The sequence below is a fragment of the Pseudomonas sp. TUM22785 genome (assembly GCF_028198105.1).
Lineage (GTDB): Bacteria > Pseudomonadota > Gammaproteobacteria > Pseudomonadales > Pseudomonadaceae > Metapseudomonas > Metapseudomonas solani.
This window is the reverse complement of sequence record NZ_CP116239.1, coordinates 2,879,961-2,896,297: the sequence shown is the minus strand read 5'-3', so window position 1 is coordinate 2,896,297 and position 16,337 is coordinate 2,879,961. Positions and strand designations below refer to the sequence as shown.

At 60.4% G+C, this 16,337-nt stretch carries 21 protein-coding genes and 1 tRNA gene; 15 read left to right on the top strand and 7 right to left on the bottom strand.

Annotated elements, in window-relative coordinates:
• The first annotated feature begins 143 nt into the window (after positions 1-143).
• From PI990_RS13390 to PI990_RS13360, 7 genes are all read left to right on the top strand, one after another.
• A complete protein-coding gene (locus PI990_RS13390; protein WP_271660917.1) occupies positions 144-638 on the top strand; it encodes a hypothetical protein in 495 nt (164 codons plus the stop codon).
• Positions 639-1,246: 608 nt separating this feature from the next.
• Positions 1,247-1,882 (top strand): LexA family protein, encoded by a 636-nt coding sequence (locus tag PI990_RS13385; protein ID WP_271660916.1) that lies wholly within the window; start codon positions 1,247-1,249, stop codon positions 1,880-1,882.
• A gap of 102 nt (positions 1,883-1,984) precedes the next feature.
• Positions 1,985-2,233, top strand: coding sequence for a DUF1654 domain-containing protein (locus tag PI990_RS13380; RefSeq protein WP_271660915.1), 249 nt, complete (start codon positions 1,985-1,987; stop codon positions 2,231-2,233).
• 314 nt (positions 2,234-2,547) lie between these two features.
• Positions 2,548-2,622: transfer RNA gene (locus PI990_RS13375), tRNA-Gly, on the top strand.
• Positions 2,623-2,701: 79 nt separating this feature from the next.
• Entirely contained in the window at positions 2,702-3,508 is an 807-nt protein-coding gene (locus PI990_RS13370) for a ParB/RepB/Spo0J family partition protein (protein WP_271660914.1), read from the top strand.
• 113 nt (positions 3,509-3,621) lie between these two features.
• Positions 3,622-3,795, top strand: coding sequence for a carbon storage regulator CsrA (csrA, locus tag PI990_RS13365; protein WP_271660913.1), 174 nt, complete (start codon positions 3,622-3,624; stop codon positions 3,793-3,795).
• A gap of 112 nt (positions 3,796-3,907) precedes the next feature.
• Positions 3,908-4,609 (top strand): dual specificity protein phosphatase family protein, encoded by a 702-nt coding sequence (locus PI990_RS13360; protein WP_271660912.1) that lies wholly within the window; start codon positions 3,908-3,910, stop codon positions 4,607-4,609.
• Between the two features lie 75 nt (positions 4,610-4,684).
• Here PI990_RS13360 and PI990_RS13355 read toward each other — a convergent pair whose 3' ends face one another.
• A complete protein-coding gene (locus PI990_RS13355) occupies positions 4,685-6,091 on the bottom strand; it encodes an HNH endonuclease (protein WP_271660911.1) in 1,407 nt (468 codons plus the stop codon).
• A gap of 230 nt (positions 6,092-6,321) precedes the next feature.
• Here PI990_RS13355 and PI990_RS13350 point away from each other — a divergent pair, with 230 nt between their 5' ends.
• Positions 6,322-6,585, top strand: a complete 264-nt coding sequence (locus tag PI990_RS13350; protein WP_271660910.1) for a hypothetical protein — start codon at positions 6,322-6,324, stop codon at positions 6,583-6,585.
• Positions 6,586-6,613: 28 nt separating this feature from the next.
• Positions 6,614-6,892, top strand: coding sequence for a pyocin activator PrtN family protein (locus PI990_RS13345; RefSeq protein WP_213629584.1), 279 nt, complete (start codon positions 6,614-6,616; stop codon positions 6,890-6,892).
• On the opposite strand, the gene PI990_RS13340 is transcribed toward PI990_RS13345, so the two are convergent.
• Complete coding sequence (locus PI990_RS13340) at positions 6,889-8,031, bottom strand: tyrosine-type recombinase/integrase (RefSeq protein ID WP_271660909.1); 1,143 nt, start codon at positions 8,029-8,031, stop codon at positions 6,889-6,891. The two genes, PI990_RS13345 and PI990_RS13340, sit on opposite strands and share 4 nt — an antisense overlap.
• A gap of 101 nt (positions 8,032-8,132) precedes the next feature.
• Between PI990_RS13340 and dusA the strand changes: the two genes are divergently transcribed.
• Positions 8,133-9,143, top strand: coding sequence for a tRNA dihydrouridine(20/20a) synthase DusA (dusA, locus tag PI990_RS13335; protein WP_271660908.1), 1,011 nt, complete (start codon positions 8,133-8,135; stop codon positions 9,141-9,143).
• Here the strand turns inward: dusA and PI990_RS13330 are convergent.
• A complete protein-coding gene (locus PI990_RS13330) occupies positions 9,140-9,418 on the bottom strand; it encodes a hypothetical protein (protein WP_271660907.1) in 279 nt (92 codons plus the stop codon). The two genes, dusA and PI990_RS13330, sit on opposite strands and share 4 nt — an antisense overlap.
• Positions 9,419-9,718: 300 nt before the next feature.
• Between PI990_RS13330 and tal the strand changes: the two genes are divergently transcribed.
• Positions 9,719-10,648 carry a transaldolase gene (gene tal, locus PI990_RS13325; RefSeq protein ID WP_271660906.1) on the top strand — a complete coding sequence of 310 codons (930 nt, stop codon included), beginning with the start codon at positions 9,719-9,721 and terminating at the stop codon, positions 10,646-10,648.
• Between the two features lie 59 nt (positions 10,649-10,707).
• Here the strand turns inward: tal and rssC are convergent, their stop codons facing one another.
• A complete protein-coding gene (gene rssC, locus PI990_RS13320; protein WP_021219130.1) occupies positions 10,708-11,190 on the bottom strand; it encodes an anti-sigma factor antagonist RssC in 483 nt (160 codons plus the stop codon).
• On the bottom strand, positions 11,187-12,371 hold the full coding sequence (gene rssB / locus PI990_RS13315) for a two-component system response regulator RssB (RefSeq protein ID WP_271660905.1): 1,185 nt from the start codon (positions 12,369-12,371) through the stop codon (positions 11,187-11,189). Before rssB ends, rssC begins: the two co-directional genes overlap by 4 nt.
• Before the next feature lie 219 nt (positions 12,372-12,590).
• Here rssB and PI990_RS13310 point away from each other — a divergent pair, with 219 nt between their 5' ends.
• On the top strand, positions 12,591-12,890 hold the full coding sequence (locus tag PI990_RS13310) for a PilZ domain-containing protein (RefSeq protein ID WP_021219132.1): 300 nt from the start codon (positions 12,591-12,593) through the stop codon (positions 12,888-12,890).
• A gap of 59 nt (positions 12,891-12,949) precedes the next feature.
• Here PI990_RS13310 and PI990_RS13305 read toward each other — a convergent pair whose 3' ends face one another.
• Entirely contained in the window at positions 12,950-13,651 is a 702-nt protein-coding gene (locus tag PI990_RS13305; RefSeq protein ID WP_031287576.1) for an MlaA family lipoprotein, read from the bottom strand.
• Between the two features lie 108 nt (positions 13,652-13,759).
• On the opposite strand from PI990_RS13305, the gene PI990_RS13300 reads away from it, so the two are divergent.
• From PI990_RS13300 to PI990_RS13290, 3 genes are all read left to right on the top strand, one after another.
• A complete protein-coding gene (locus PI990_RS13300; RefSeq protein ID WP_271660904.1) occupies positions 13,760-14,170 on the top strand; it encodes an acyl-CoA thioesterase in 411 nt (136 codons plus the stop codon).
• 76 nt (positions 14,171-14,246) lie between these two features.
• A complete protein-coding gene (locus PI990_RS13295) occupies positions 14,247-14,987 on the top strand; it encodes a hypothetical protein (RefSeq protein WP_021219135.1) in 741 nt (246 codons plus the stop codon).
• A gap of 128 nt (positions 14,988-15,115) precedes the next feature.
• A complete protein-coding gene (locus PI990_RS13290; RefSeq protein WP_271660903.1) occupies positions 15,116-15,379 on the top strand; it encodes a DUF4404 family protein in 264 nt (87 codons plus the stop codon).
• An 88-nt stretch (positions 15,380-15,467) separates the two neighbouring features.
• Here the strand turns inward: PI990_RS13290 and queF are convergent, their stop codons facing one another.
• Positions 15,468-16,298 carry an NADPH-dependent 7-cyano-7-deazaguanine reductase QueF gene (gene queF, locus PI990_RS13285; RefSeq protein WP_021219137.1) on the bottom strand — a complete coding sequence of 277 codons (831 nt, stop codon included), beginning with the start codon at positions 16,296-16,298 and terminating at the stop codon, positions 15,468-15,470.
• Between the last annotated feature and the right edge of the window lie 39 nt (positions 16,299-16,337).

Sequence of the window (16,337 nt, the reverse complement as noted above, 5' to 3'; positions counted from 1 at the left end):
TCGCTGATCTTTCAGTGGCGACGTGCAGCCGGGCTCGCCACCCTGTTAGCACGGAGTCAGGACAGAGCCCTGGCGAAAAAGGTGCCTAGCCTTGCGTGATAGCGTTTTGTTTCCACACGCAACGGATACCAAGAGGCCCAGCAATGAAAGTTGAAAGGTCAGTTCAGAAGGCGCTTCTCGAGCGGCTTAACGATGCGAATCCAAACGCCGTCGGCTCCAGCGAGCTGATGGATCTGATTGACGACATGAAGCAGCTCACCGCCTGTTGCCTTTACCTGCATGAGCACGGCCTTGTGCGGGCCACGATCACCGACTACCTGAGCGGAGGGAGCGAGCTGGCCTCAGTCAAAATCACCGCAAGAGGAACTGACTTCATTAGAAAGGATGGCGGCCTCTCCGCAATCCTGGGCGTCGTCACGATCAACTTTCACGAGGAGGTGATCCGTCACCTGGTAGAGGATCGAATACGTCAGGCAGACCTTCCAGAAATAGAGAAGCACGGGGTCCTTGAAGCTCTGAAAAGAGCTCCTGGCGATTCCATAAAACACCTGACAACGCGACTACTGGATGCGGGGTTGGAGAATCTGCCGAGAGCAATTCAGCTAGTGCAAACATGTATACGCGATACCCCTGCCTGATTTCTGGCGATGTCCTGCAGCGCTCCAGACGGGCGTAACCCAGGAAGTTCGTTTCGAACCAAAGCTCCAGATAGAGGACCGGCTCCCGGCATTCCACAATCTGTATGTACAGCTCGTTGGACACTTTGGATCTTCGGCTGTTATGGAAGATCGCGGTGAGCCGGGACTGGGTGTAGATCATCGGGTTGAGGTCTTCTATACGGCCCTTAATCAGTTGGGTCGGCATTATTAGTTCTCCGATATTGCTCCAGTAGCCAGTCCTGTATCCGTAAAGCGCTCTGGATACAGGATGTGGATTTCAGTGATTTCCCCATCGAATACGCGCACTAGTTTCTCTGCAGTAGTGGGCGAAGCTCGTTGCTCGCAACGCTCTATACGGGACAGGTTGCCTGTATCGATGTTTTCCCCAAGCACACGCAGGCGCTCGCAGACATCGGCGAGCCTCCATTTCCGGCCAGTTCGTGCTCGCTTAAGCGGTGTGTTGATCTGCTGCAAGGCGAAACCCTCTGTGATGCCAGGAATTATTCTGCGCATAGCGCAGATTTAATTGCAAGGCATTCTGCGCTGCGCGCTTTGCGTGCCACGCAGATCGCAAGGAAAATTCCGGGATGGATATAGGATCTCTGATTAGAAAAGCGCGAAAAGCTAAAAGCTGGACGCTTGAAGAGCTTGCACATCGGGTCGGAACCGACACCGGCAATCTTTCACGCCTGGAGCGTGGTCAGCAGGGAGCACGCCAAGAGCTTCTGGCTAAGATCATTCGCGAGCTGGGCATATCCATCGGCAGCGAAATTTCGCAGCCTGAAAATGGAAATGTTCGACCAGTTGCCCCACCCGACCGCTCCTATCGCTATCCAGTGCTAAGCCTCGTCTCCGCAGGGCTGTGGGGAGATGCTCTTCAAGCCTACGAACCTGGCGCTGAAGACGAACACGTCATCAGTGACTACATGGGCAAAGGCCCGTGCTTCTGGCTTCGGGTCAACGGCGACTCCATGACCGCGCCTTACGGGGAGAGCTTTCCCGAAGGCAGCCTGATCCTGGTCGACACCGGCATAGAACCCCGCCCTGGCCTGCTCGTGATCGCCAAGCTGCTGGCCGACGACAAGGCAAACTTCAAACAGCTGGTTCGCGATGGCGGCCGATCCTATTTGAAGCCACTCAACCCCGCCTACCCACTCATCGAAATCGATGAGCACTGCCGGCTCATCGGCGTCGTCGTCGAGACAAGACGCAAGCTCATCTGACCCCGCCTGACAACGAAAGCCCCGCACCTGCGGGGCTTTCTCGTATGTCCTGATCCTGGTCGAAGGGAAATACTGCCTGCTCCGGAGTACACGGAGTTCCTCATGTTTCACGTGGAGTATCAGCATGATCCCGACTACCAGAGCTACCTCGACCTCGTCCAACGCATGCAAGCCCTGCTCGGTTCCTATCGGGCCCGGATAGAGCACCAGATAGTGATAGCCCGCGAGCCCCAGGACACCCATGCCGCATGGGAGCAACTGATGGACGAAATCCGCGAAGCACCCGGCGTTCGCCTAACTCTCCGTCCCGACGGGAGCATGCATGTCGGCTGGTTCATCACGCGATCCTGATACCAGCTTTCTTCCTAACTCTGCCGTGAGTGGGCTTTTCCTTACACATTACTGCGCTTGACGCAGATTTAAATCTGCTCATAATGCAAATTAAATTCTGCGTCATACGCAGATATAAGCCGGAGACTCGCCGGCTAGCTCGGGACTCAGCGAAGTGAGTTGGCTTAGTAGATCGAGCCGTTCCCCCTGCCCCGCAATGGTGTGTCCAGCGGGACCGACAGGAGCAAAGCGCCCAACCGCCGGTGGCGCCAATAACAGCGGATCGACTTCAGGCTTCCGAGCCTTCCCCTTCCCCGTTCACACCGGGGCTTTTTGCGGGCGTAGCTCAGCGGTAGAGCTTCTGCCTTCCAAGCAGAAGGACGCGGGTTCAACTCCCGCCGCCCGCTCCACATTCATGAGGAATGGCGCATGTCTGCGAAATCCTTCAAACAGATGATCAAGGACGGTGACCTGAGGCGCGCAGACGCCATGAAGGCCCGCCTGGAAGACCTCCACGAAGAACCCGGCTTCAACCTCCGCAGCGAGGGTGAAGACCTTGAACAGAGCATTGCCGAGCTGGCCGAGTACATCTACCAGGGCGGCCAGCTCCCACCGCTCGAAGTCCGGCCGCGCGCCGAAGGCGGCTTATGGGTGGTCGATGGCCACCGTCGTCGTCGCGCCTACCTGAAACTCGACGCCGAAGGCCGCCTCCCCCGCGACCCGAAGGACAACGAAGCCTGGATCGCCATCACGGCCTTCACCGGCAACGATGCCGAGCGGGTACTGCGCGTCATCACCAGCCAGGAAGGTCGCAAGCTCACCCCATTGGAGCTGGCTGAAGGCTACAAACGTCTTGCAGCCTTCGGCTGGAGCCCGGAGCAGATCGCCCAGAAGATGGGCAGAACGCGGCAGCACGTCGACCAGGTACTCGTCCTCGGCAATGCCAATACGGATGTGCAGCAGATGGTCGCCTCAGGCGAAGTCGCCGCCAGCACCGCCACCACGCTCGTGCGTAGGCACGGTGAAGCAGCCGGTAAGGTGCTGAAGGCGAAGCTGGATCAGATCAAGGCCGCCGGCGGCAGCAAGGTAACCCCCAAGGCCATTGCCAAGCCCGATGTACCGCGGGCATTGCGCGGCGACCTCTACGCAGTTTGCAAATCGATTGCAGACAGCTTCCCCGAGCAAGTGCAGGCCGACATCGCCAACGGCGCCGAGTACATCACCGTCACGCTCCAGGCCAAACAGGTAGACCGCTTCACCGAACTGGTACGCCAGACGGACGAAGCCCTGCAATAAACCGCCACCGTGCAAACGGCGGCGTCCGAAAAGGGCCTAGGCCCTTGGGAGGGCTCGAGTTGGTGACTTGAATACGAGCCCTCCCACCTCACCCCAACGAAAAGGAAATCGACATGCTGATTCTTACCCGCCGCCTCGGCGAATCCATACTCATCGGCGACAACATCACGGTCACTGTGGTGAGCACCAAAGGAAATCAGGTGAAGCTGGCAATCGATGCGCCGAGGGATATTGTGGTGAACCGTGAAGAAGTGGCCGAGCGCATACGGCGCCAAAATCAACAGTAAATTGCTAGCGAATTGCAATCCTGACTACTAGATTTAATAAGCACGTTGACCGCGTTAATAACCGCAAACAGCACTTACACATATGGAGCAATTTTGAGAATGGAGGCAAGCAATGCCATATGAGAAAAATGGCTGGACAATCTCTGCAGGCTACAGAACAGGAGAAATCAAAGGACCAAGAGGGGAAACCATATACTTCGGCAGCTATCACCACCTTGCAAAAACAGCAAACAGAGTTGATCTACGCGACATGAGCCATGGAAGTGATGACACTGAAGACAAGTGCATTCCGTGCTTCATTGCAGCCGCAGACATCATGCATTCAGAGCTTCAATCCGGAAACGCAGCAACTGTTCACTGCAGAAATGGCAACAGTAGAACTGCGTTTGCGTTAATAGCATACTTTGCCCGCCATCAAGGCTTTACCATCAAGGATGCCGGAGCCTTCATAACAGAAGGCCAAAAAGAGCGTACTGACGGGTTAGTTTTCTCACTAGAGAAGCAAGCCAATAACAACAGCTATTGGAGGTGGATTAATAATCCTAAATGGTCACCTATATTGACTGACCCTACAAAAGGGAAAGAATACAGGGCCGCGCACAGTATCTCCGGACCAGAAAGAACAAAGCATAAAATATTTCACGCGGTAATGACAAACATCTCACGCGAGCTACCCAGCGCTCCTACTGCGGCGGATAGCGGAAGCTCCAGCAAAACCAACTCAGATATTTTCTCACATGGAAAACGCATCCGAGAATCTGAAGTCCGTATATTATTAGAAAATGCGGCCGTTTATAAAAAATACAAATATTAGATCAGGCTAAGTCCGTTACTACGACTGAGTTCTGGCCATGCCCTGGACATGGCCATTTCAGATCAAATGAAACTACTAAGCCGACAGCAGAGATCGCTTCAGTAATCGATGCACAACTCGATGGCAGTTGGCACACAAGCACTGCAAGTCCTCGAGACTTGTTTTATGTCCCGGAGCCATATCTGCGACTTGAGTTGTATGGTGGTGGACCTCAATGCAAGCATCTCCCTCGTCTCCGTATACGTCGACAGGCTTCATTTTGCAGCGCTCGCAGAACAACTCACCGTGGACTTCACGAAATTTGGCCTTCTTAGCCTTAGACAAACCAGGTGCACGCTCGCCGCGGAGGTGGGCCACCAGCTTCTTATTACCTTCCGCCCAGAGTTGCTCTTCAGGAAGAAGATACGGCTCAGGACTTGTGCTCTCTCCAAGGGAAACAATCGGAAATCCAGCCTCGATAAGAATCTGGAAGCAAGGACTTCCGATACCTGCAGTAAAGTGCTTAGGTTTGATTGGAAAGCCCAAAGCCCGAGTAGCGGCAAGACCGAAGACCGCTTTCGGTGGCAGCCTTTGCCCGTCTTCAGTCACAAGCTCGTATTTAATCGGAGGACCGAAATCCTCAATGGCCACTGTACCAGCAAGCAGGTCACGCACCGCCTCCCAGACGTGCAGCGCAGTAACCCTACGCAGCACAGCAATAGGTAACCGACTTGGAGCTTTGGAGGAGGCACGTTCGGCAATGCTGCGGACGACCGACTCTTGAGCGCCGGCTAAGCGCAGAATTAACGAACCAAGCTCACTCGAAATACAGGACAAATAGAAGCCCTGATTACCATCACCGCTCAGCTGGAGCGGTGAGTATCGGTCAGGAAGAAGCGGCGCTATCTCAGCAATGTGATCTTTAGGCTTGATAGGGGCATCAAGGAAGGTCCATTCAACTGGTACCCGCAATCCGAAATCGTTCCAACTCTCGCCTGCCGGACCATAACCCTCGGGCTTCTTGGCATTGGAATAGTGAGCAGTCGCAACTCCGATAGCCTTGATTCCACCTGCATAGGAAACAATTATGTCGCCAGGCCTAACCAGCTTAAGGTTGGTATATGCCTGATTGCGCACCCCGCCCTTCTTCGTTTCGGGCGACCAGATGTAACCCTCCTTCAGCTCAACCTTGGCAGTTTGCTTGTGGTTGACCCACCAAAACCCCGTCCAGCGAATGGGGCTACAAAGGACACAGAAACGGACTGGCCTCCCCAATTTTTGCAGCGACCACTGCTCCAGATCTTCTAGCCTTGCAGCACAAACCTTGTAGTTATCTCCGGTTGTGGCGATTTTTTCCCCAACAATCGATTCGCAAGATGCATGGTGAACCAATGGGTAGTGCGGGGAAGAGTGGGCCTGATCTATTTCTGCAACGTACGAAACGGGGTTCGACTCGATCCACTCTAGGTACTCGGCTTCCCTATCCTTGAACAGCTCTAGCATGGTGGCTTCCTGACACTAAATGCTTGCAGAAGCTACACCAGCGAATGCGTTTTATCTACTTGGCGAGTGCAGCCGATTCTTCAGATTCACATTTTATGCCCCACACCAATCGCCTCCCCGCAGCGCCGTCCCGAGCAAGACTGAACTCTGCAACCGCTGATGGCTGCCAGCTCAATACAAGCCCTTCCCCATCAATCGAATCAGCGCCAAATGCGCAGGAAGCACTAGCCATGAATAGAAGCCCCGTTGATCCGCATTGCCCGGTCTGCGACTGGCTGGAGAACCTGGAAGGCGAGGAATGGAACGAAGCATGTGAGTTGATCGCCAGTTGGCAGGCAGACAAAGAGAACCGCATCGTTCACGTGCGTATCGACGACCTGCGCGCGGTCTACAACGCAGTGCTCGATGCTGACGAAGAAGGCTTAGCCGGCCATGCCGAACCGATGATTAGAATCGCCGCGGCGATCTCCAGCGAACTCAAACGCCACAACTGAGAAATTCAGGCAAAAGGAGAGCAGAGATTTGAATACGATGTTTCTACTGATGGCCCAGTACAAAGGCCAAGCCATCATCCCGGTCGACAGAGTCTGCACGGACTACTTCAGCCACCTCACCCCGGAAAAGTTTCAGCGCAAGGTTCTGGCCGGCGAAATCGACTTGCCGCTGGTGAGGCTGGAGAGAAGCCAGAAGACCGCACGAGGCGTGCATGTGAGGGATCTTGCTGCCTACCTCGACGCCCAACATGAGAAGGCAACCATCGAGCACGACAAGCTGATGGGACGCTACCAGCGCCGAGCCTAACGAGCCCGGCGCTTCTTCATCTCTCTCCGCGCGCCCAGGTCCACGGGCGCCGCCAGGATTCGCTCCAGCCACTCCCACCCCGCGTAGGGGTCCCCTCTCCCTCTCAAGTGCGTGTAGCGCCGCATCGAGTTCCAATCCCGGTGCCCAGACACACTGGCCACTCGCGGAATATCCCAACCCATTTCGAACAAACGGCTAACGCCGTCATGGCGCAAGTCGTGGAAGGTCAGACCCCCGATCTCCAGAAACTTGCACGCGCGCGCCCAAGAGGCGGAAATTGATTCGCCGTTGTAGGGGAAGATCTCCGCGCACACCCTCGGCATCGATTGCACGATCTGCCACGCCTCGTCCGGTAGATGACACCAAATGTCGTTGCCGATCTTCTGCCCGGGGTTCTTCATGTCCCGCACCAGCACCGCCTGCTGATGCTCATCGAGGTCGTCCCAGCGAATGCGGCAGATCTCTTCCTGCCGCCGAGTGCTGAAGATCGCAAAGCCCACCACCTTGAGCATGTTGATGGAGCTCGGCCGGCGCTTCAGGATCTCGCCGAAGTGGTGGAGAAGCCTATCCAGCTGCTCCCTGGTTGGCCGCACAGATCGCTCGCGGCTTTTGGCAACCATTCCCAGCTTGCGCAGGACCCGGCGAGCGTCACTCATGGCGTGGTGGTCAATTTCATAGCCCCATGCCGGCCTGGCCACTGCCATCACAGCGCCCAAGTGCGACAGGTCGTTACCAGTGGTCTGCGGCTTAACCCCCCCGCCTTCGGGGCTCAACCTCCATTGCGCGTACTCGACCAAGCGTTTGCTATCGAGCTCGCGGTCGGTCAGCTCGCCCAACCAGGTTTTGCCAATCGCTTCGAGCGTCGCCCTCTTCGTCTTGCCCAGGGGTCGGATGCGCTCATACTCCTCCAGGTACTGGCTGATGATGTCTTTGAGCAGGACCCCTTTCCGGTTGGCCCTCTCGATAGCACCTGGCTCCGACAGCTCCGCCTCACGTCGTCCCGCCCACGCTTTGGCGCTCTGCAGCCGGTCGAAGGTGAGGCTTTCCTGATAGACTCGCACCCCGTCATTCATGATGCGGATACGTGCCAGATAGGCCACAGATCCGTCCTTCCGCTTTCGCTTGATGATTGTTGCCATGCCGTTTGTCACATCAATGAATCGACTTGTCACATTGTGGCAACGACCCTCTCAAAACAATCGGAAACGGCCCCAAACCGCCCTCTATCAGCTGTACGAAAATGCTTAAAGAAATAGCCTCAAGCCCAGCAACCACGCGCCCTGCGCTGTCCCGCCGCTTCTCCGTTGCGCCGATGATGGACTGGACTGATAGAAATTGTCGGTTCTTCCTGCGCCTGCTTTCGCGCCATGCGCTGCTGTACACGGAGATGGTGACCACCGGGGCGCTGCTCCAGGGCGATCGCGCGCGCTTCCTGCGTCATGACGAGGCCGAGCACCCTCTGGCGCTGCAGCTGGGCGGCAGCGTGCCGGCCGATCTGGCGGCCTGCGCGCGCTTTGCGGAGGAAGCGGGTTACGACGAGGTGAACCTCAACGTCGGCTGCCCCAGTGACCGGGTGCAGAACAACATGATCGGCGCCTGCCTGATGGGGCATCCAGCGCTGGTGGCCAATTGCGTGAAGGCGATGCTGGACGCGGTGGCGATCCCCGTGACGGTCAAGCACCGCATCGGCATCAACGGCCGCGACAGCTATGCCGGGCTCTGTGATTTCGTTGGCCAGGTCCGCGACGCCGGCTGCCGCAGCTTCACCGTGCACGCGCGCATCGCGATCCTCGAAGGGCTGTCGCCGAAGGAGAACCGTGAAATCCCGCCGCTGCGCTACGACATCGCTGCGCAACTGAAGCAGGATTTCCCGGACCTGGAGCTGATCCTCAACGGCGGCATCAAGACGCTGGATGAGTGCGCGGCCCACCTCGAGGTATTCGACGGCGTGATGCTCGGCCGCGAGGCCTATCACAACCCCTACCTGCTGGCAGGCGTGGATGCGCGGCTATTCGGTGACCAGGCGCCGCAACCGACCCGGGCCGAGGCCCTGACAGCGCTGCGCCCCTATATAGAACGGCACATCGCGGAAGGCGGGCAGATGCATCACATCACCCGCCATGTGCTGGGCCTGGGCCAGGGCTTCCCCGGGGCGCGGCGCTTCCGCCAGCTGCTCTCGGTGGACGTGCACAAGACCCAGGACCCGTTGGGCCTGCTGGATCAGGCCACCGAGCTGCTACGCGGCCACTAAGCCGCGCTCTGGCTCCGCGCCAGGCAGTAACCCTTCTGCCCTTCGGGCACCACCAGGCCGCTTTCCAGCATGCGGCCAAGCACCTGGCGCACGCTGATCAGTGACAGGGGGTCGCCGGCGGCGTTGAGGCGCTCGTGCAGCAGGCGGGTGGAGATGCCGCCGGTTTCCTGGCTGGCATCGCAGAGTACTTCCAGCACCTTCAGGCGGGGCAGGCTGGCCTTCAGGCCGGCCTCCTGGAGCATGTGGCGCAGGTGCTGGTGGTCGCTCATCGGCATGGCATGACTCCTTGTTGTATCTGTTGCCTGTTCGGCTCGCATCGAGGCTGGCTGTCCTGCTGGCCTCTTTTCCCCCTGCAATTTCAGGGGTTCTACTAATAAAGACGAACGAGAACGAAAAACCCGCAAGAAAAAAGGAAAAAAATCCAAATCCGGCGGTCAGACTGCTGCGGCGGTTCCGCTCGATCCCTCAGGGAAGAATGACGCGGGACAAGGCCACGAATTTACCCGCACCGCCCCGTTGAGCGGGCCAGGCGGCTCGGGTAAGGTCATGCAATCTGCAACGACAAGGCTTCGTCCATGACATCCAAGCTGGATCAACTCAAGCAGTTCACCACCGTGGTCGCCGACACCGGCGACCTCGACGCCATCGCCCGCCTCAAGCCGGTCGATGCCACCACCAACCCCTCGCTGCTGCTCAAGGCCGCCGCCCTGCCCCGCTACGCCGAATTGCTCGACGCGGCGGTCGCTGGTAGCGCAGGCGACCTGGGCCTGGCCTGTGACCGCTTCGGCGTCGCCGTCGGCCAGGAGATCCTCAAGGTGATCCCGGGCCGCATCTCCACGGAAGTGGACGCCCGCCTGTCCTTCGACACCCAGGCCACGCTGCGTCGCGCCGAACGCCTGATCGGCCTCTACGACAAGGCCGGCATCGGCCGTGATCGCGTGCTGATCAAGATCGCCTCCACCTGGGAAGGCATCCGCGCCGCCGAGCAGCTGGAGCGCGACGGCATCCAGACCAACCTCACCCTGCTGTTCAACTTCGCCCAGGCGGTCGCCTGCGCCGATGCCGGGGTCTTCCTCATCTCGCCCTTCGTCGGGCGCATCTACGACTGGTACAAGAAGGCCGAGGGCCGCGACTTCGCAGGCGCCGAAGACCCGGGCGTGCAGTCGGTCTCGCGCATCTATCGCTACTACAAGGCCCACGGCTACGACACAGTGGTCATGGGGGCGAGCTTCCGCAACCTCGGCCAGATCGAGCAGCTGGCCGGCTGCGACCGCCTGACCATCAGTCCCGACCTGCTGCAACAGCTGGCAGACGACACCGGCACCCTGGAGCGCACGCTCAGGGCGGGCAATGACAACGAGCCGCGCGTCGCCCTGGACCAGGCCCAGTTCCGCTGGCAGTTCAACGAAGACGCCATGGCCACCGAGAAACTCGCCGAAGGCATCCGCCTGTTCGCCCGCGACCAGGAAAAGCTCGAAGCCCTGCTCAACGCCCGCCAGAAATAAAAACGCGCGCGCAGCCACAAGGCTGCGCGCGCGGGTTCACCAATCAGGGGGAAAGACGATCAGCTGCGCTCGAGGGCGCTCACCAGATCGTGGAAGGCTTCTCGATTGGACTCGTTGAGCCCCATCAGGATGCGGTGTGCTTCCAGCACCTTGGTGCGTACCACGTCCTCGGTCTGGTCCTGCGGAGGCAGGTCTTCCAGGCATTCCGGGCATGGCAGCGGCTTGCCGACGATGTTGAACACCTGGTCGAACCCCATCGACTGCAACAGTCGAGTGATGTCCGGGTGGGTGGTCACCACGGTCGGCAACAGTCCTACCTTCTGCCGCGAGAGGATCGACAGCTTGGCCAGCAGGCCCAATGTAGTGCTGTCGATACTGCGAGTTTCCGTGAGATCGATGACGATCGCAGAGAAATTCAGCGCGGAGAAGATCTTCTCAATGGTCGCATCCAGAGCCGAACACAAGGTAAGGCGAATTTCACCGACGAACTTCAGGACGAAGGTTCCGTCCTGCTCGGCAAACTGGATTTTACCGGTACTCATGCAAGGTTCCTGCTCAACACCAGCAAGGCGATATCATCCGGCATCTCGCCCAGATTGGCCAGTCCAAACACCTGTCGCAAGCCATCCAGACTGCCACCTGCCGTGCACACCAATTCCGGTAGCACAGCCTCTTTTTCTTTGAGCGTATCTCCCGGCAAAAGGTCCAGAATGCCGTCGGATAAAAGCGTCAGGCTGAAGGACTCCGGCAGCTCGAGGACCTGGTCCTCGTAGGTCGCCTCATCGAACAGCCCAACCGGAAGGCCGCGCCCGCTCAGGTAACGCGCCTTGCCTTCGCTGAACAGCACCGGCAGCGGCAGGTGCCCGCCGATGCTGTAGGTCAGAAGACCGCTTTCTTCGTCTATCACCCCGCCGAGCATGGTCACGTGCTTGCCCAGCTTGCAGTTGATCAACCCACGGTTGATATGGCCGAGCACATCGGAAGGCTTGAACTCGGGAAGCAACCCACCCCGGCGGGATTCGTACAGCAGCCGGGTGGTCATGAATTTCAGCAGTACGGTGACGAAGGCCGACGACGCGCCATGGCCGGAAACATCGGCCAGGTAGAAGGCGACGCGGTGATCGTCCACGCGGAAGTAGTCGACGAAATCCCCCGACAGGTACAGCGACGGGATGATCTGGTGGGCGAACTTCAGCCCATCCACCGTCCAGGGCGTCACCGGCAGCATGTTCATCTGCACCTGGCGCCCGGCGTTCTGGTCTTCCTGCAGCAGGTGCAGGCTGGCCTGGAGCTCGCGGTTGGCCGCTTCCAGCTCCTCGCGGTAGCGCTGGTTCTCGACGCGCAGGGCGTGGCGGTCCAGCGCCCGGTGCACCGAGTGCTCCAGTACCGCCAGGTCTTCCAGGGGTTTGATCAGGTAGTCGGCCGCGCCCAGGCGCAGCGCTTCCACGGCATCGCTCATGACGCCAGCGCCGGACACGACAATGACCGGGATATCGGACTGGAGTTGATTGACGCGGCGGATGAGTTCGAGGCCATCGACCTGTGGCATGCGCAGGTCGCAGATCACCAGGTCAGGATGTTCCTGCTCGAAAACCTGCAGCCCCTGCAAGCCATTGGCAGCCTGCAGGACGCTGAAACCACTGTCTTCCAGATAGGCCGCAAGGCTTGCGCGCACTACCTCGTCGTCATCGATGATCAGCAGCTTGGCACTGGTATTGTGCATGGAGTATCCAGGCAAACGGCGCCAGGGGACGGGCTGGTTGAACACCCGGCCCAAGGCCCTGGTGCGCGTATGGGGGTTCGCTTCAAGGCGCAGACGGTACTCCCATCCGCGGGGCGATTCAAGCGTGCACCGATTGTCGAAACCCGCCTTTACACAAGAAATCGACGGGAGTTATAAGAAGCTCGGGGAGAGTCCATCAAATACAAGAGGACAGTGGCAATGAGCCAAAGCGATCGAGCCTATAGCGAGAAACGCGATTTCATCCGGATGCAAGTCGAAGCCCATGTCGTCCTGCATCATGCCGGACGCGAGATTCCCGCCCTTTGCCGCGACCTCTCCAGTACCGGCATGCAGCTGGAAGCGGACGTGGAGCTGGCGATCGGCGACAAGGTCAAGGTCCACATCCCATCCGACCACGCCGAACTGCAGGGCCTCCTGGCTGAAGCCGAGGTGGTGCGCCTGAGTGATAGCGAGAACGGTGGCAAGTCCATCGGGCTCGCCATCATCTCGATGCGCTGAGCAACGCGCGGAAACGAAAAAGGCGGCCCGATGGCCGCCTTTTTCATACCCGCGAACGCTTAGAAGTCGTCCTCGACCTCGCCGTCGCGCACCTTGAACTCACGGTTCTGCAGGTAGGCGTTGCGGATGAAGTTGTACTTGTCGCCCTGGATGAACTTCTCCGCCGACAGCAGGTTGGCGCGGGCGTCGATGACGTTCACGCCACGGATCACGTTGCGCGTCGGCACGTGGTCGATGTACGGGTACGGGCCCAGGTAGCTGTCCGGGATCTTCGCCGGCGCATCACGCAGGGTGCTCGAGCCCAGCAGCGGCAGCACCACGTACGGGCCGCTGCCCACGCCCCAGGCGCCCAGGGTCTGGCCGAAGTCCTCGTCGTTGCGCTGCAGCCCCATGCGGGTGGCCACGTCGAACACGCCCAGCAGGCCGAAGGTGGTGTTGAAGATCAGGCGACCGGTGTCGACGCCGGCGTCATGGAACTTCGCCTGCAGCAGGTCGTTGGCCAGGTTGCCGACATCGCCGACGTTGTTGAAGACGTTGTGCACGCCGCTCTCGACGATATCCGGGGTCACCGCCTGGTAGCCCTGGGCGACAGGTTTCAGCGCATAGGTATCCAGGGTGTCGTTGAAGCGGAAGATCACCCGGTTGACGCCTTCCCACGGATCGCTTTCCGCCGCATTCGCCGCCAGCGGCAGCAGTGCCAGCCCCGCTACGCAGCACACACGACCCAGACGATCGAGCCACCCGGTGGCGATCATTCGCATTGCAGACTCTCCTAGAGAAAAGTAGTGTGGCGAACCCGTGGGCCGCCCGGTGAGGCGCGCATTATACGGCCATCGGGAACTCAATAGGCAGCATAGCGAAGGCGCCCGATGCAGGAAAAACGATTGCTTCATATTGCCCGCATCCCGGTGCGCTGGGGCGACATGGACAGCTACGGCCACGTCAACAACACCCTCTATATCCAATACCTGGAAGAAGCCCGCGTCGCCTGGTTCGAGCAGCACGGCATCCCCATGACCAACGTCGAACAGGGCCCGGTGGTCCTGCAGACCCTGCACACCTACCTAAAGCCCGTGGTGCACCCCGCCACCGTGGTCATCCAGCTGTTCGCCGGCAAGGTCTGTACCTCCAGCCTGGTGGTCGAGCACCGCCTCAGCACCGAGGAAGATCCGCACACCCTCTACGGCGAGGGCTACTGCAAGCTGGTCTGGGTCGATCACGCCGGCAACCGCCCGGTCCCCGTGCCAGCCAGCCTGCGTGAGCTGATGAACGGCAGCTGAGCCGTCATCTTTCCTTAATCCAGCCGTCATGCGGCAGGGCTAGGCTGGGGCCTGACCCCGTCAGGATGACCTTGCCATGCCCACCAGCACACCGCCCGCATTCAATGCCCTGCTCTTCGGCCTCTCCGGCTGCCTCGTGGATTTCGGCGCCAGGACGCTCCCCGTGGCCCTGACCCGCACCCTGCCCCGCTGCACCGCGGAGCGCCTGCAGGAAGCTGCCACCCTGCCGCCGACCCAGGCCCTCGGCCACGCCCTGCAACGCCCGGCCAAGGCCGCCGAACTGGCGCGCTTCAACGAAGCCCTGGCCAGCGCCGCCGATGAACACGCCGAAGCCGCACCCGGGCTGGACCAGCTCCTCGACCTGCTCGCCGCCCGGCAGATCCCCGGCGCCTGGCTGGACGAGCTGCCCGAAGGCACCACCCACGCCCTCGCCGGCCCCCTGGCCAGCACCCTGGCCGCCGGCAACGACCCCGAAAGCCGACCCTGGCCAGCCCCCGACGCCTGCTGGCGGGCCCTCGCCGCCCTGGGCGTGGAGCGCCTGGAGGGCTGCGTGCTGGTCAGCAGCGAACCGCGCCTGCTCCAGGCCGGCCTCAATGCCGGACTCTGGACCGTCGGCCTCGCCGCCAGCGGCCGCCTCTGTGGCCAGGCCCTGGGCGACTGGCAGGCCCTGGCCGCCAACGAGCGCGACCCCCTGCGTGCCCGCGCCACCCTGGAGCTCTACCGCCTGGGCGCGCACTCGGTGATCGACCACCTGGGCGAGCTGCCCGCCTGCCTGGACGACCTCGCGGCGCGCCGACAGAAAGGCGAAAAGCCCTGACCGCACAATTGTTACAGCCTTGATCGGGATCAGGCGCGCGCGGCACTCCTGGATTAATCTCAACAACACGAGGGACCTTTTGGCAGCCGCCGGAGGTCCACTCCAAAGTCTTATGAAAGGAGAACGCCATGTCTGAACGTCTGCAGCAGCAACTGCAAGAACTGCGCGAGCAGTTGGCCAGCGACGCCCCGATGGATGAGCACGAGCGCGCCGAGCTGAACACGCTGATCCAGGACATAGAACTGCAACTGGCCACCGAACCGGCCACCCCGCCCGACGACAGCCTGGCGGATGGCGTCAACCTCGCGGTCGAGCGCTTCGAGATCAAGCACCCGACCCTGGCCGGCACCCTGCGCAACATCGTCCAGAGCCTGGCGAACATGGGCATCTGAAGCACCCGCAAACGAAAAACCCCGGCCTTGTGCCGGGGTTTTGCGTTCTGGTGGGTAGCCCGGGTTTCAGCCCGGGAAAATGGACCGCCTACTGCCGCGCCAACCGCCCGTTGTCCGGTGCCAGCTCGTGGGTGCTGCGGTAGGGGTTGATGTCCAGCCCGCCCCGGCGCACGTAGCGGGCATGCACCGTCAGGTACTCCGGCTTGAGCAGGCGCTGCAGGTCGAGGAAGACGCGCTCCACGCACTGCTCGTGGAAGTCGCAGTGCTGGCGGAAGCTGACGATATAGGCCAGGAAGCTGGCGTGATCCAGGCGCGCGCCCTTGTACTCCACCACCAGGGTGCCCCAGTCCGGCTGGCTGGTGACCGGGCAATTGGACTTCAACAGGTGGCTGTGCAGCGCCTCTTCCACCACCTCGCCGGCATCGGCACGCAGCAGCTCCGGCTGCGGGTGCTCGTAGTTGGCGATGGCCACGTCCAGGTCGTCGATGCAGGTCCCGGCGGCGCGGGCCACGCCTTCGGCTTCCACCTCGGCCAGGCTGCGCACGCGCACCTGCACCGGCGCGCCAGCGGCGGCCGACAGGTCCTTCTCCAGCACCGCCACCAGCTCGGCGGCATTGGCGAAGGCGCTCTGGTTCAGCGAGTTGAGGTAAAGCTTGAACGACTTCGACTCGATGATGTTCGGCGAGGCCGCCGGGATGGCGAACTCGCCGATGGCCACCACCGGCTTGCCGGACGGGGTCAGCCAGGACAGCTCATAGCAGTTCCAGAAATCCACGCCTTTATAAGGCAGGGTCTCCGCCGTCAGCCCCAGCTCGTTCCACTTCGCCACGCGGGAGATGGGGAACAGCAGTTGCGGGCTGTAGGTGCTGATGTACTCGCTGGATTTGCCCAGCGGCGAGTGTTCGGCGGGATGCTGCATGAGGAAGGCGACCTGAGCGGGAAAACCCGGCAATTGTAT

Bases quoted from the DNA above. Each gene is read 5' to 3' on its own strand.
- PI990_RS13310 (WP_021219132.1), top strand. From the start codon at position 12,591: ATGAGCCAAAGCGATCGAGCCTATAGCGAGAAACGCGATTTCATCCGG.
- tal (WP_271660906.1), top strand. From the start codon at position 9,719: ATGACATCCAAGCTGGATCAACTCAAGCAGTTCACCACCGTGGTCGCC.
- PI990_RS13390 (WP_271660917.1), top strand. From the start codon at position 144: ATGAAAGTTGAAAGGTCAGTTCAGAAGGCGCTTCTCGAGCGGCTTAAC.
- PI990_RS13295 (WP_021219135.1), top strand. From the start codon at position 14,247: ATGCCCACCAGCACACCGCCCGCATTCAATGCCCTGCTCTTCGGCCTC.
- PI990_RS13290 (WP_271660903.1), top strand. From the start codon at position 15,116: ATGTCTGAACGTCTGCAGCAGCAACTGCAAGAACTGCGCGAGCAGTTG.
- rssC (WP_021219130.1), bottom strand. From the start codon at position 11,190: ATGAGTACCGGTAAAATCCAGTTTGCCGAGCAGGACGGAACCTTCGTC.
- PI990_RS13360 (WP_271660912.1), top strand. From the start codon at position 3,908: ATGCCATATGAGAAAAATGGCTGGACAATCTCTGCAGGCTACAGAACA.
- dusA (WP_271660908.1), top strand. From the start codon at position 8,133: ATGCTTAAAGAAATAGCCTCAAGCCCAGCAACCACGCGCCCTGCGCTG.
- PI990_RS13380 (WP_271660915.1), top strand. From the start codon at position 1,985: ATGTTTCACGTGGAGTATCAGCATGATCCCGACTACCAGAGCTACCTC.
- PI990_RS13370 (WP_271660914.1), top strand. From the start codon at position 2,702: ATGAAGGCCCGCCTGGAAGACCTCCACGAAGAACCCGGCTTCAACCTC.
- queF (WP_021219137.1), bottom strand. From the start codon at position 16,298: ATGCAGCATCCCGCCGAACACTCGCCGCTGGGCAAATCCAGCGAGTAC.
- PI990_RS13350 (WP_271660910.1), top strand. From the start codon at position 6,322: ATGAATAGAAGCCCCGTTGATCCGCATTGCCCGGTCTGCGACTGGCTG.
- PI990_RS13340 (WP_271660909.1), bottom strand. From the start codon at position 8,031: ATGGCAACAATCATCAAGCGAAAGCGGAAGGACGGATCTGTGGCCTAT.
- rssB (WP_271660905.1), bottom strand. From the start codon at position 12,371: ATGCACAATACCAGTGCCAAGCTGCTGATCATCGATGACGACGAGGTA.
- PI990_RS13305 (WP_031287576.1), bottom strand. From the start codon at position 13,651: ATGCGAATGATCGCCACCGGGTGGCTCGATCGTCTGGGTCGTGTGTGC.
- csrA (WP_271660913.1), top strand. From the start codon at position 3,622: ATGCTGATTCTTACCCGCCGCCTCGGCGAATCCATACTCATCGGCGAC.
- PI990_RS13385 (WP_271660916.1), top strand. From the start codon at position 1,247: ATGGATATAGGATCTCTGATTAGAAAAGCGCGAAAAGCTAAAAGCTGG.
- PI990_RS13355 (WP_271660911.1), bottom strand. From the start codon at position 6,091: ATGCTAGAGCTGTTCAAGGATAGGGAAGCCGAGTACCTAGAGTGGATC.
- PI990_RS13300 (WP_271660904.1), top strand. From the start codon at position 13,760: ATGCAGGAAAAACGATTGCTTCATATTGCCCGCATCCCGGTGCGCTGG.
- PI990_RS13330 (WP_271660907.1), bottom strand. From the start codon at position 9,418: ATGCCGATGAGCGACCACCAGCACCTGCGCCACATGCTCCAGGAGGCC.